Raw genomic sequence first — 13,468 nt, 5'->3', positions numbered from 1 at the left:
CTTCAGCCAGAACATCAGCGGCATCAGCACGACCGGTGCGGTGGGCGCCGCGACGGCACAGACCACGGTCGCCGGCGCGCTGACGGCGCTCGACGCCAACACCACGAACCTGGCCAACATCGCGGTCAAGTATGACGCCCCTGGCGGCAACAAGATCACGCTGGGCGCCACGGGCGGCGCCGGTGCCGGCGCGCCGGTGACCATCACCAACCTGGCCAATGGCGCGGTGACCTCGACCTCGACCGATGCGGTGAACGGCTCGCAGCTCAATGCGGTCGCGACGACGGCGAACAAGGGCTGGAACCTGTCGACCAACAAGGGTGCGACGACCAGCAACATCGCGCCTGGCGGCACGGTCGACCTGAGCAACACCGACAACAACATCGTGATCGGCCAGAGCGGACCGAACGCGACCTTCAACCTGGCGAGCACGGTGGCGATCGCCAGCAGCCTCACGGTCGGCGGCACCACCAAGCTGGACAACACCGGCCTGACCATCACCGGCGGCCCGAGCGTGACGACGGCCGGCATCGATGCCGCCAACACCAAGATCAGCAATCTGCAGGCCGGCACGGCGGCCACCGACGCGGTGAACCTCAGCCAGTTGAACGCGGTGGCCTCGTCCGCGACCACCAACCTCGACAATCTCGGCAATTCGACGGCCTCGACGCTGGGCGGCGGCACGACCTTCAACACCACGACGGGGACGCTCTCGGGCTTCAGCCAGAACATCAGCGGCATCAGCACCACCGGCGCGGTGGGCGCCGCGACGGCACAGACCACGGTCGCCGGCGCGCTGACGGCGCTCGACGCCAACACCACGAACCTGGCCAACATCGCGGTCAAGTATGACGCGCCCGGCGGCAACAAGATCACCCTGGGCGCCACGGGCGGCGCCGGTGCAGGCGCGCCGGTGACCATCACCAACCTCGCCAATGGCGCGGTGACCTCGACCTCGACGGACGCGGTGAACGGCTCGCAGCTGAACGCCGTCAACGTCACCGCGAACAAGGGCTGGAACGTCAGCTCGAACAACGGCACGACCACCAGCAAGGTGGCGCCGGGCGACACGGTCGACTTCAACAACTCCGACAACAACCTCGTGGTCAGCCAGACCGGCAACAGCCTGACCTTCAACCTGGCGAACACGGTGACGATCGGCAGCACCACGATCAACGCGGCCGGGGTGAGCATCGCCGGGGGCCCGAGCCTCACCACGGGCGGCGTCGATGCCGGCGGCAAGAAGATCACCAATCTGCAAGCCGGTACGGCTGCAACGGATGCGGTGAACGTCTCGCAGCTGAACGCGGTTGGTGGCAACACCAACAATCTGGGCAATTCGATTGCCACGAACCTGGGTGGCGGCTCGACCTACAACACCACGACAGGCACGGTGAGCGCACCGACCTATACGATTGGCGGCAACACCTACAACACGGTTGGCGACGCCTTCAGCGCGATCAACACCACTGGCATCAAGTATTTCCACGCCAATTCGACCAAGGGCGACAGCCAGGCCAATGGCACCGACAGCATCGCCGTCGGCCCCAACGCTGTCGCGACGGCGGCGGGCACGGGTGCCATCGCCATGGGCCTCGACAGCAACGCAAGCGCCGCGGGCGCCATGGCGATCGGCCAGGCTGCTGCGGCCAGCGGCACCAACGGCATCGCCATGGGTGTGAGCGCCGTCTCTGGCGCTACCGGCCAGAACGTCGCCATCGGTGCGGGCGCGAACGCCAATGCCGCTACGGCGGGCGGCGGGGCGGTGTCGATCGGTCTGGGCAACACGGCGCAGGGCGACGGCGCGGTCGCCATCGGCGATCCCAACTCTGCCATCGGCACGGGCGCCGTGGCGATGGGCGCCAACAACACCGCCAACGGCCAAGGCGCGATCGCACTGGGCAACACCAGCACCGCTACCGGCCAGGGCTCGTTCGCCGCCGGCAACAATTCGAAGGCCGGGGCAGCCGGCGCGGTCGCCCTCGGCGATACGGCGCTGGGCGCTGCCGCCAACACTGTCGCCCTCGGCTCGGGTGCCAAGGCCAACAATGCCAATGACGTGGCGCTCGGCTCCGGTTCCACCACAGCGGCGGTCGTCAACACCGCCGGCGCCACCATCGCCGGCACCGCCTATACCTTCGCCGGCACCAACGCGAACTCGACGGTCAGCGTCGGCACGGCAGGCGCCGAGCGTACGGTCACCAATGTGGCCGCCGGCCAGGTCACGGCGACCTCGACCGACGCCGTCAACGGCTCGCAGCTCTTCGCCACCAACCAGGCGGTGAATGCCGTGAGCACGTCGATCACCACGATCGGCGGCAACATCAACAATCTGGGCACGACCACGGCCTCCACCATGGGCGGCGGTGCGACCTTCGATCCGACCACCGGCAAGATTACCGGCTTTACCCAGAACATCGCACCGATCAGCACGACCGGCGGGGTCGGCGCTGCCGTGCCGCAGACCACTGTGGCGGATGCCCTCACGGCGCTCGACAGCAACTCTACCAATCTCGCCAACATCGCGGTCAAGTATGACGACCCGAGCCAGACCAAGATCACGCTGGGCGCCACGGGCGGTGCTGGCGCCGGTGCGCCGGTTTCCATCACCAACCTGGCCAACGGCACTGTGGCGGCGGGTTCGAGCGATGCGGTGAACGGCTCGCAGCTCTTTGCCGTGCAGCAGCAGGCGAGCGCGGGCTGGGATCTCGGTACCAATGGCGGCTTGGGGGTCAATGTCGCCCCGGGCTCCAAGGTCGACCTCAGCAGCACGCCCGATGGCAACATCGTCATCAGCCAGAACGGCACCAATGTGACCTTCGGCCTTGCCGCCAACCTTGCCGTCGCCGGCAGCTTGACGGTGGGCAACACCAAGGTCGACACCAATGGCCTGACCATCAATGGCGGGCCGAGCGTGACGACGAACGGCATCGATGGCGGTGGCAAGAAGATCACCAATGTCCAGGCCGGCACGGCTCCGACAGATGTGGCAACTGTCAGCCAGTTGCAGACGATAGGCAATGCCACCAGCAATCTCGGCAACTCTGTAGCGACCAATCTTGGTGGCGGCACGACCTACAACACCGCGACAGGCACGTTGTCGGGCTTCAGCCAGAGCATCGCGCCGGTCAGCACCACCGGCAAGGTCGGCGCCGCGGCGCCGCAGACCACGGTTGCCGGCGCTCTGGCGGCGCTCGACACCAATACCACCAACCTCGCCAACGTCGCGGTCAAATATGACGACCCGAGCCAGACCAAGATCACGCTGGGCGCCACGGGCGGTGCTGGGGCCGGTGCGCCGGTGACCATCACCAACCTCGCCAATGGCGCGGTGGCCTCGACCTCGACCGATGCGGTGAACGGCTCGCAGCTCTTTGCCACCAACACCACCATCAGCAATCTCGGCAACTCCACGGCCAACGGCCTTGGCGGTGGCTCGAGCTACGATCCCACGACCGGCACCCTCACCACGGCGCTGAATTATGGCGGCAGCACCTATAGTTCGGTGCAGGGCGTGATCGACCAGATCGGCGGTTCGCTCAATGGCGGCGGCATCAAGTACTTCCACGCCAATTCGACCAAGGGTGACAGCCAGGCCAACGGCACCGATAGCATCGCTGTCGGCCCCAACGCCGTCGCGACGGCTGCAGGCACAGGTGCCATCGCCATGGGCCTCGACAGCAATGCCAGCGCCGCGGGCGCCATGGCATTGGGCCAGTCGGCTTCGGCCAGCGGCGCCAACGGCATCGCCATGGGCGTGAGCGCCGTCTCCGGCGCCACCGGTCAGAATGTCGCCATCGGTGCGGGCGCCAACGCCAACGCCGCCACGGCGGGCGGCGGGGCGGTGTCGATCGGTGCGGGCAACATCGCACAGGGTGACGGCGCGGTTGCCATCGGTGATCCCAACTCTGCCATCGGCACGGGCGCCGTGGCGCTGGGGGCCAACAACACCGCCAACGGCCAGGGCGCGGTCGCACTGGGCAACACCAGCACGGCTAATGGACAGGGCGCTGTGGCGCTGGGCAACACCAGCAAGGCTACAGGCCAGGGCTCGTTCGCGGCCGGCAGCAATTCCAATGCCGCCGCAGCCGGCGCGGTCGCCCTCGGCGACACGGCGCTGGGCGCTGCCGCCAACACGGTCGCCCTCGGCTCGGGCGCCAAGGCCAACAATGCCAATGACGTGGCGCTTGGCTCCGGCTCCACCACGGCGGCGGTCGTCAACACCGCTGGCGCCACCATCGCCGGCACGGCCTATACCTTCGCCGGCACCAATGCGACCTCGACGGTCAGTGTCGGCACGGCAGGTGCCGAGCGCACGGTCACCAATGTCGCGGCTGGCCAGCTCTCAGCCGCCTCCACCGACGCAGTCAACGGCTCGCAGCTCTACGCTACAAACCAGGCCATCCAGGCCGTGGCCGACAACGCCGTCCAGTACGATACCTCGAACAAGAACACCATCACGCTCGGTGGCGCCAACGGTACCACCATCAGCAATGTCGCCAATGGCACGGTGAACGCGACCTCGACCCAAGCGGTGAACGGTTCGCAGCTTTATGCGGTGCAGCAGCAGATCAGCACCGCGGGCTGGAACCTTCTTACCCCCGACACGGCGAACAACCATGTCGGGCCGAATGGCACGGTTGAGATGACCAGCACCGACAACAACATGGTCATCAGCCAGACGCAGACAGCGACAGGCACCAAGGTCGATTACAAGCTGTCTAACACCGTAAATGTCGCCGACAAGCTCACCGTGGGAGGCGCAAACGGGACTTCGATCACCGCGACCGGCTTGACTATCGCAAACGGTGGCCCGAGCATCACCACCAGCGGAATCTACGCCGGCAAGCAGAAGATCACAGGTGTCGGCGCCGGGACGATCTCTGCGGCTTCAACGGACGCTGTGAATGGCTCGCAGCTCTACGGTACCGCCCAGTCCGTAGCGAATGCCTTGGGCGGTGGTTCGAAGGTTGACGGAAACGGTCAGATCACCGGCACGTCCTACACGGTTGGCGGCAAGGCCTACAACAATGTCGGTGGCGCCATCACTGCCCTAGACGCGCAGTTCAACGGTATCGGCAGCAGCATCTCCAACCTGCAGAGCCAGATCTCGCACAACCAGAACGAGGCTCGCAGCGGTATCGCCCAGGCGATGGCTGCCTCGGCCCTGCGCTATGACGACCGTCCGGGCAAGATCTCGGCTGCGGCCGGCATGTCGGTCTATCACAGCCAGGTCGGCATCGCCGCCGGTGTTGGCTGGACCTCCGAGGATGCCAAGTGGCGCGCCAACTTGGCCGGCACCTATTCGCCGAGCGCCCGCAAGCCCGATTTCGGTATCATGGGCGGCCTGTCCTACACTTTCAACTGACGCAGAAGATGTCAGAGCTCCTCAAACTGAAGAGCCCCGGGAAACCGGGGCTTTTCTTTTGAGCGATAGGCTCTCTTGTGGCCGCGATCATCAGTTCCAACAGCTCGATCTCAGCGGCGCAAAAACTTCGATCCCGTGGGCGCGCAGCAGGAACCTCAAGGTACCGCCGAACAAGCGCTCGATCCTTGGATTGGATCGGGAGGCAGCCAGTCTGTGGTCTCCTTGGGAGAAATCGTTCCCATCGGCAGAAAGCAGGCTTTGCCCAGCAACGATCGATCACCCTTGGCCAAACGGTCCTCAAATGCAGCACCCGGCGGTGCTCCTTGACGGAATTGAAGGCCGACGCCCGAAACAACGCTTTTACGCAGGTTGCGTGGCGAGGCGCCGATGTGATGAGTGGGGCATGCTGTGCCGATGCCCTCGTCCCATCCCTTCGTTCGCGGCGATGAATGAACCGCCACCGATCGGTTGAACAATAAAGCTAGCTGAAGGAATATTCTGCCGTATGGAATAGCCTTCATCATTTACTTGATTTAAATTCCGCTGCATCGGAAACACATTCTGATTGGTGAATTGCCCGCATATTCAGTAATCATCGACTCTCGGATGGCGTTCCTTTGAGTTATCGCGGTGTGTTTTGGGCGCAGCACATTCTGCCGTTGTGCAGCAATAATTGGCACAAATGGCCGTTTTGGTTGTCGTATTCGTGGCGACAGCGTCCTTTCCCAGGCACAGCATGTCGGCCCTGAAAAAAATGGATACTGCCTATGCTGTCCAATAGCCTTGTAGATGACGACCGTGCCCATCTTTTTCACCTCGTTTCCGGCTACCCCGTCAGCGCGACTATTGGCCTGGAGATCTGCCTCTCGACCGATTGAAAAGACGCTTCACCCGGTTCTCGATATCAAGGAACTCCGTTCATGAGATTGACCGACTTCAAGGTTCTGACATTCGACTGCTATGGTACGCTCATCGACTGGGAAACCGGCATGGTCGCAGCACTGGAGCCATTGACCAGCAGAGTGAAGCGTCCGCTATCCAGGAACGACATCCTGGAAGCCCATGCGCGCCATGAATCTTCCCAGCAATTACAGACTCCGGGCAAAATCTATCGCGATCTCCTGCCGATCGTTTATCGCCGCCTCGCTGAGGAGTGGGAGGTGCCTGTCGGCTGGAACGAATGCGTTGCCTATGGACGCTCTGTACGAAATTGGCCTGCATTTACAGATTCAGCCGGGGCACTCCAGTATCTGAAGCGATATTACAAACTGGCGATCCTCTCGAATGTCGACAACGAGAATTTCGCCGGCAGCAATGAAAGGCTGCAGGTGGATTTTGACGCCGTTTATACGGCCGAAGATGTTGGATCGTATAAACCTTCTGATCGAAATTTCGAATACATGATGGAAAAGCTGAAAGCGCTGGGCATCGAGAAGCATGAGATCTTGCATACGGCTGAAAGCATGTTTCACGATCATGGTCCTGCGAACCGGCACGGCCTCGCCTCCTGCTGGATTTTCCGGCGTTACGATCAAAAGGGTTTCGGAGCCACCATGGATCCAGGCGCGATGCCTAAATACAACTTTCGCTTCAACAGCATGGCCGATCTGGTGAAGGCGCACCAGGAGGATCTCAGGAGCTGATTTCAGGCCTGTGAAGGAACGCCGAGACATGGTTGGACTACCGAAATTAGACCGTATCGATATTAATATCCTGGCAAAGCTGCAGCAGAACAGCAGGCTGACGAATGTCGAGCTCGCCGGCGCGGTCGGCCTCTCGCCAAGTCCGTGCCTCTCTCGCGTGAAGCGGCTCGAGAAGGCGGGTTATATTTCCAGCTACAACGCCCGTCTCAACTTTTCCAAGTTGGTAGACCATATCACTGTCTTCACCGAGCTCACCCTGAAGGATCATCGGCGCGAGGATTTCATCAAGTTCGAAGCCGAGATCCGACGCTATGATGCACTCCAGGAATGCCACCTCGTTAGCGGCGGCTTCGACTACATGCTTAAATTCGTGACCCGCAGTGTCGCTCGCTACCAGGAACTGATGGAGAATGTCCTGGAGCGAAATATCGGTGTCGAAAAATACTTCAGCTATATTGTCATCAAGAATGTTTTCCAGCGCGACAGCGTGAATCTCAAGTCGCTCATGGCTGATGATTGATCCGTACAGAGGTCTTGCTCGCAGCGCTGCATTACCCTGGCCGAAAGATCTTGTCATCAGGTCGCCCGGAAGCGGTGACGACGGGTATAGGCGTCCGCCTCGTGTCGGGTGGCGACGGCATGTCGTTTTCAGGAAACGACATGCGGCTTTCCGCTTCGGCCTCCGATCAAATGCCTCCGATATGGAGTGTCTTCATCTCAAGGAATTCCTCCAAACCATGACGAGAGCCCTCGCGCCCAAGGCCTGATTCCTTGATGCCGCCAAACGGAGCAACCGCTGTGGAGACGGAGCCGCTGTTGATGCCGACCATGCCGAATTCGAGCGCCTCTGCCACGCGGAAGCTGCGAGAAAGATCGCGCGTGTAGAGATAGGCCGCCAGACCGTAGGGCGTATCGTTCGACATGGCGATTGCGTCCTCCTCGCTTGAGAAACGGAACAGAGGTGCGACCGGACCGAATGTTTCCTCGCCTGCGATCAGCATCGAGGCTGTCGCGTCGGTGAGCACGGTCGGTTCATAGAACAGGCCGAACCTGACCTTGCCTCCGGTCATGATGGTAGCGCCCTTCGATACCGCGTCGGCGACGTGCCCCTCGATCTTGCTGATGGCCGCCGGGTTGATCATTGGGCCAATCGTGGTGGTTTCCACGAGGCCATCGCCAACCTCGAGCCTGCCCGTCGCTTCACAGAGCTTCTGCGAGAAAGCTTCATAGATACCGTCCTGGACCAGGATCCGGTTCGCGCAGACACAGGTCTGGCCGCCATTGCGGAACTTGCTTGCCATGACGCCGGCAACGGCTGCGTCGATATCAGCGTCGTCAAAAATGATGAAAGGGGCATTGCCGCCAAGCTCCAGGCCCACTCTTTTTACCGTCCCGGCACACTGCTCCATCAGGAGTTTGCCCACGCGCGTCGAGCCCGTGAATGTCAGCTTGCGGACGACGGGACTTGCCGTGAGCGCCCTGCCGATTTCGGAGGGCGGACCGGTAACGATGTTGATGACACCAGCGGGAATGCCGGCGCGTTCGGCGAGTACGCCGAGGGCAAGAGCTGAGAATGGTGTCAGTTCCGCCGGCTTGATGATGATCGTGCAGCCGGCCGCCAGGGCGGGAGCGGCCTTGCGCGTGATCATCGCACTCGGAAAGTTCCATGGCGTAATGGCCGCTACGACACCGATGGGCTGCTTCTGGACGATGATCCGTGTGTCTGCGAGTGGAGAGGAAATCGTCTCGCCATAGATACGGCGCGCTTCCTCGGCGAACCATTTGACGAACGAGGCACCATGAACGAGGCACCATAGGTGATCTCGCCGCGGGATTCCGACAGAGGTTTTCCCTGCTCAAGGGTCATGATCAGAGCCAGATCCTCGCGATGCTCGATCATCAACGCATACCAGCGTTCCAGAAGAATGGCCCGTTCCGCTGGTGTCTTGCGGCGCCAGGAACGAAGGGCTTTCTCCGCCTCTCCAATCGCAGCCTCGGTTTCCGAGGCACCGCACTTAGGCACAGTCCCAACGATGGCGCCGGTAGCCGGGTTGTCGATCGCCATGACCTCGCCGGTGCTGGCGGCCTGCCAGGCACCACCAATAAGGCAGCGTTCGACGAAAAGGGATGGATCTGTCAGGTGACCGGCTGTCGACATGGCTCTCTCCAGATGACTGGAGAAGATCTTCGCCGATCGAACACGGCACGATATGCCGAATGCGGATAGGATCTTGGCAGCAAAAGGCGTTTCGAACCCCAGTTTGAATGGATGATTCCGGCCACCGCGCAGCACAATCTGCCGATTCTAACGCCGGGTGCCGAAATGGAAAAAGAACAGATTGTTTATGAGGACTTCGCCAAGATTGACATTCGCATTGGCCGGATCACGACGGTGCACCCTTTCGACCGCGCCCGAAACCCATCCTACAAAGTAGAGGTCGACTTCGGCGAGCTTGGCCGGAAATGGTCGAGTGCGCAGATAACCAAATATTCGCCCGTGGACCTGGTCGGTCGCCTTGTGGCCTGCGTCATCAATATGCCGCCGCGCAACATCGCGGGCTTTCAGTCACAGATTTTGATCCTCGGTGCCAAGGATGCTGGGGGTGAGGTGATCGTTTTGTCTCCGCTGAGCGAAGTCAAGATCGGCGAGGCCGTGTTCTAGACTTGGGCCAAGGATTCCAAGGCTTTGAGCGTTCTGATCCATAGTTCCGCGTAGGCGTCGTCGGTCATATAGGCTGGGTGAGCCGTCAAGGTGGCGTTCTCATAACGGATGCAGGGATTTTCCGCAGGCAACGGCTCAACAGGAAAGGCATCCAGTGCTGCGCGGCGGCATGATATGCCGTTTCGGGCGCTCACTCCAACGGCGACGCCATTTCGTCGGGCATACTTCAGTGCATTGTGCCGACATTCCAGGCCTACGCTCGCTGGCAAGCGAGCAGGGAAGTCGCGGCGATATCGCAAGATCTCACCCGCTCGCACATGAGGCACCTGCCAGGCGGAGTGGATGATGTCGTCGCAGAAAGTTGATTTCATCGTGGTCGGAGGAGGGATCGCCGGCGCTTCGGTGGCTTACGAGTTAAGTGCCAGGGCAAGGGTCATTCTCCTGGAGGCAGAGGGTGTGCCCGGCTACCATTCGACAGGCCGTTCCGCTGCCGTGATGTCCGAGAACTACGGGCCTGCGCTTTGGAGCGGTCTGGTCACAGCATCGCGTTCATTTTTGGAAAGCCCACCCCGTGGTTTTTCGGAAGTGCCCTTGGTATCGCCGCGCGGTGCCATGTTTCTTGCGCGAGAGAACGAGCAGGACAAGCTTCGAAGTCAGGGCGAGGAACTGGTCCGGCGTGGTGCCAGGGTCGACATAATGTCGGCAGAGGACGCTCTGTTTCATTGCCCCGTCCTGAAGGCGAGCGAGTTCGCTCTTGCCCTCTACGAGCCCGGTTGCAACGACATCGATACCGATGCCCTCATGAGCGGGTACCTCAAGGCATTCAAGGCTCGTGGCGGGCAGCTCGTAACCAACGCTCGCGTCGAGAAGCTCAATTATTCGTCGGGCCTGTGGACGGCAGAAACGCCCGCGGGCAATTTTGAGGCTCCGGTTGTCGTGAACGCGGCAGGCGGCTGGGTCCAGCAGGTCTCCAGGCTTGCCGGTTTGGCCAGTCGCAATGTCGTACCCTTCCGCCGCACCGCCGTGACGTTCGATCCGCCGGCGGGCAGCGATATCAGCCGCTGGCCGATGACCTTCGATGTTGCCGAGACCTTCTATTTCAAGCCGGAGGCGGGCCGTATCATGGTCTCGCCGATCGACATGGCGCCATCGGAGCCTTGCGACGCGCAGGCTGACGAACTGGAGGTCGCCATCGCCATCGATAGGATCCATACATACACGACCATGGATGTTCGCTCGGTGAAGCACAAATGGGGCGGATTGCGCACCTTCGCACCCGACCATGAGCCGGTAATCGGACCGGATCCCGAAGAGAAGAGCTTCATCTGGCTGGCAGGGCAGGGCGGCAACGGTGTCATGGCGGGCGCGGCCGCGGCGCGGCTGGCGGCAAGCTTCGCCCTGGGCGAGGGCGTTCCCGCCGACATTGCGGCTCTCGGTATCACGGAGGAGAACGTGTCTCCGGCCCGTGCATGCGTCGCCGGGGCGGAAGCGGGGCCGCCGGTTGTCGGCAGAATATGCTGCGGTTTCACACCCCTAGGATAAGCGAAAATTCCGAATTCGGCCGATCTTCGGCACCTTGCACTGGTCTTCCTCGACTACCGTCTGGTTCCAGATGGCGAGCGAAACGACGCTCGCAAAAGGGGAGAACTGCCGATGCCCGCCGCTTCCAGAACCACAGCACAGCTTTTGGCTGCCCGTAACGCCAGCGTTGCGCGAGGCGTTATGACGGCTCATCCGATCGTTGCTTCCCATGCCGAGGGTGCCTGCATGTGGGACGTCGAAGGTCGCCGCTATCTCGATTTCGTGGGTGGCATCGGCGTATTGAATGTCGGCCACAACCATCCGCGCGTGGTGGCGGCGGTAACCGAACAGCTCAAGAGCGTCAGCCACACGGCCTTCCAGGTGGTGGCCCATGAGCCTTACATTGCCCTGGCTGAGCGGTTGAACAGGCTGGTCGGCAAGGGCGCTGCCTATAAGAGCATCTTCCTGACCGCGGGTGCGGAAGCCGTCGAGAATGCCGTCAAGATCGCACGTGCACATACCAATCGTCCGGCGATCATCGCCTTCCGGGGCGGCTTTCATGGACGCACGCTTTTGGGCGTGAGCCTCACCGGTATGAGTCAGCCTTACAAGCAGAATTTCGGGCCGTTTGCTGGCGAGATCTTCCATGCCGCTTATCCCGACGACTATCGCAGCGTGACAACCGAAATGGCGCTCGCCGCGCTCGACGAGCTGTTTGCCACGGAGGTTGCCGCCGATCGCGTTGCCGCAATCATCATCGAACCAGTGCAAGGCGATGGTGGCTTCCTGGCGGCCCCGCCGGAATTCCTTCAGGCTTTGCGCGCGATCACGGAACGCCATGGCATTGTGTTGATCTGCGACGAGATCCAGACGGGATTTGGCAGAACCGGCAAGATGTTTGGCTTCGAACACGCCGGTATTCAGCCTGATCTCGTGACTGTCGCCAAAAGCCTTGCCGGTGGTCTCCCTCTTTCCGGCGTCGTCGGCAAGGCGGAAATCATGGATGCGCCCTTGCCGGGTGGGCTTGGCGGAACCTATGGCGGCAACGCGCTTGCCTGTGCCGCGGCACTCGCGGTGCTCGACGCCTTCGAACAGGATGGCCTCCTGGAGAAGGCCCAGAGTCTTGGCGATCAATTGAGTAGGGGGCTGGCCGAACTGCAGAGCAAGCATGAGGAGATCGGCACCGTGCGCGGTCGCGGCTTCATGCAGGCGATAGAGTTCGTGGCCGATCGCGAAACGAGGCAGCCGGACCCGGACCGGGCGCAGTTGGTGATCGATCGGGCTCGCGAAGGCGGACTGCTTGTCATCAAATGTGGCGTCCACCGCAACATCGTTCGCTTCCTGGCACCACTCGTGACTTCGGAGGCCGAGCTCCGCGAGGCCCTCGAAATCCTCGATGCCGCGCTGGGCTCCGAAAAGATATCCGCCGCCGCCTGACAGAGCCGGTACCGGAATAGGTCCCTTGCCCGAAATCAATCGCCATACAAGGAGCAGACAATGCGTCTCACCGATTTTGAAGCCCTGACCTTCGATTGCTACGGCACGCTCATCGACTGGGAATCGGGCATGGTCGAGGGCTTGAAACCCCTTACGACCAAAGTTTCCCGGGAGCTGACGCGGGATGCCATTCTTGAGGCCCATGCCCGGCACGAGTCCAGCCAGCAGCTCTACACCCCCGCCAAGCGCTACCAGGACCTGTTGCCGATCGTCTATAAAAGGCTCGCGGAAGAATGGGGCATCGCGGTCACGCACGAAGAGTGCGTCGAATATGGTCGGTCGGTCCAGAACTGGCCGGCATTCGCGGATTCCGCCGGAGCGCTGCAATATCTGAAGAGGCACTACAAACTCGTCATTCTCTCGAATGTCGACAACGACTCCTTCCGTCACAGCAACAAGAAGCTCGGAGTCGAGTTCGACGCGATTTATACGGCTGAGGATGTCGGCTCCTACAAACCCAATCCGCGCAATTTCGACTACTTGCTGGAAAAGCTGGACAGCCTCGGCGTCAAGCGGAACAAGATCCTCCATACCGCCGAAAGCATGTTCCACGATCACAAGCCGGCGAACGACTACAAGCTGGCCTCCTGCTGGATCTATCGCCGTCACGCACAGAAGGGGTTCGGCGCGACCATGAATCCCGGCCAGTTGCCGCACGTTGATTTCCGGTTCGACAGCATGGCAGACTTGGTCAAGGCACATCAGGAGCAGTTGTCGAAGGGATAAGCTGTTGACGTGTCTCCCTTTTCGAGCAGGTCCATGGCTCGATGCCGAGTT

The 13,468-nt window shown here is 61.8% G+C and carries 8 protein-coding genes and 1 pseudogene; 7 read left to right on the top strand and 2 right to left on the bottom strand.

Going from position 1 to position 13,468, the window contains the following annotated elements:
• On the top strand, window positions 1-5,368 hold a 5,368-nt coding region (locus QQL24_RS26180; RefSeq protein ID WP_284315237.1), incomplete at its 5' end, for a beta strand repeat-containing protein.
• Between the two features lie 155 nt (window positions 5,369-5,523).
• Here QQL24_RS26180 and QQL24_RS26175 read toward each other — a convergent pair.
• The gene (locus QQL24_RS26175; protein ID WP_284315236.1) at window positions 5,524-5,892 is read right to left on the bottom strand and encodes a hypothetical protein; all 369 of its coding nucleotides are present in this window, start codon (window positions 5,890-5,892) and stop codon (window positions 5,524-5,526) included.
• 396 nt (window positions 5,893-6,288) lie between these two features.
• On the opposite strand from QQL24_RS26175, the gene QQL24_RS26170 reads away from it, so the two are divergent.
• Window positions 6,289-7,011: a haloacid dehalogenase type II gene (locus QQL24_RS26170; RefSeq protein ID WP_284315235.1), complete on the top strand. Its 723-nt coding sequence runs from the start codon at window positions 6,289-6,291 to the stop codon at window positions 7,009-7,011.
• 28 nt (window positions 7,012-7,039) lie between these two features.
• Window positions 7,040-7,531, top strand: coding sequence for an Lrp/AsnC family transcriptional regulator (locus tag QQL24_RS26165; protein ID WP_284315234.1), 492 nt, complete (start codon window positions 7,040-7,042; stop codon window positions 7,529-7,531).
• Between the two features lie 166 nt (window positions 7,532-7,697).
• Here the strand turns inward: QQL24_RS26165 and QQL24_RS26160 are convergent.
• Window positions 7,698-9,169, bottom strand: a pseudogene (locus tag QQL24_RS26160) (NAD-dependent succinate-semialdehyde dehydrogenase).
• Window positions 9,170-9,280: 111 nt separating this feature from the next.
• On the opposite strand from QQL24_RS26160, the gene QQL24_RS26155 reads away from it, so the two are divergent.
• The 4 genes from QQL24_RS26155 (at window position 9,281) to QQL24_RS26140 (ending at window position 13,417) form a co-directional block, all read left to right on the top strand.
• Window positions 9,281-9,673, top strand: coding sequence for a tRNA-binding protein (locus tag QQL24_RS26155; RefSeq protein WP_348536502.1), 393 nt, complete (start codon window positions 9,281-9,283; stop codon window positions 9,671-9,673).
• A gap of 345 nt (window positions 9,674-10,018) precedes the next feature.
• The gene (locus tag QQL24_RS26150) at window positions 10,019-11,215 is read left to right on the top strand and encodes an NAD(P)/FAD-dependent oxidoreductase (RefSeq protein WP_284315233.1); all 1,197 of its coding nucleotides are present in this window, start codon (window positions 10,019-10,021) and stop codon (window positions 11,213-11,215) included.
• A gap of 111 nt (window positions 11,216-11,326) precedes the next feature.
• Window positions 11,327-12,631 carry a 4-aminobutyrate--2-oxoglutarate transaminase gene (gabT, locus tag QQL24_RS26145; RefSeq protein WP_284315232.1) on the top strand — a complete coding sequence of 435 codons (1,305 nt, stop codon included), beginning with the start codon at window positions 11,327-11,329 and terminating at the stop codon, window positions 12,629-12,631.
• A gap of 60 nt (window positions 12,632-12,691) precedes the next feature.
• Complete coding sequence (locus QQL24_RS26140; RefSeq protein WP_284315231.1) at window positions 12,692-13,417, top strand: haloacid dehalogenase type II; 726 nt, start codon at window positions 12,692-12,694, stop codon at window positions 13,415-13,417.
• The last annotated feature ends 51 nt before the right edge of the window (window positions 13,418-13,468 follow it).

The sequence above is a fragment of the Labrys miyagiensis genome (genome assembly GCF_030160835.1).
Taxonomy (GTDB): Bacteria; Pseudomonadota; Alphaproteobacteria; order Rhizobiales; family Labraceae; genus Labrys; species Labrys miyagiensis.
This window is presented reverse-complemented; position numbering and strand designations above follow the sequence as displayed.

What these genes read in the sequence shown, in the direction of transcription:
- QQL24_RS26175 (WP_284315236.1), bottom strand. Translation starts at nt 5,892, where the DNA reads ATGATGAAGGCTATTCCATACGGCAGAATATTCCTTCAGCTAGCTTTA.
- QQL24_RS26170 (WP_284315235.1), top strand. Translation starts at nt 6,289, where the DNA reads ATGAGATTGACCGACTTCAAGGTTCTGACATTCGACTGCTATGGTACG.
- QQL24_RS26165 (WP_284315234.1), top strand. Translation starts at nt 7,040, where the DNA reads ATGGTTGGACTACCGAAATTAGACCGTATCGATATTAATATCCTGGCA.
- QQL24_RS26155 (WP_348536502.1), top strand. Translation starts at nt 9,281, where the DNA reads ATGATTCCGGCCACCGCGCAGCACAATCTGCCGATTCTAACGCCGGGT.
- QQL24_RS26150 (WP_284315233.1), top strand. Translation starts at nt 10,019, where the DNA reads ATGTCGTCGCAGAAAGTTGATTTCATCGTGGTCGGAGGAGGGATCGCC.
- gabT (WP_284315232.1), top strand. Translation starts at nt 11,327, where the DNA reads ATGCCCGCCGCTTCCAGAACCACAGCACAGCTTTTGGCTGCCCGTAAC.
- QQL24_RS26140 (WP_284315231.1), top strand. Translation starts at nt 12,692, where the DNA reads ATGCGTCTCACCGATTTTGAAGCCCTGACCTTCGATTGCTACGGCACG.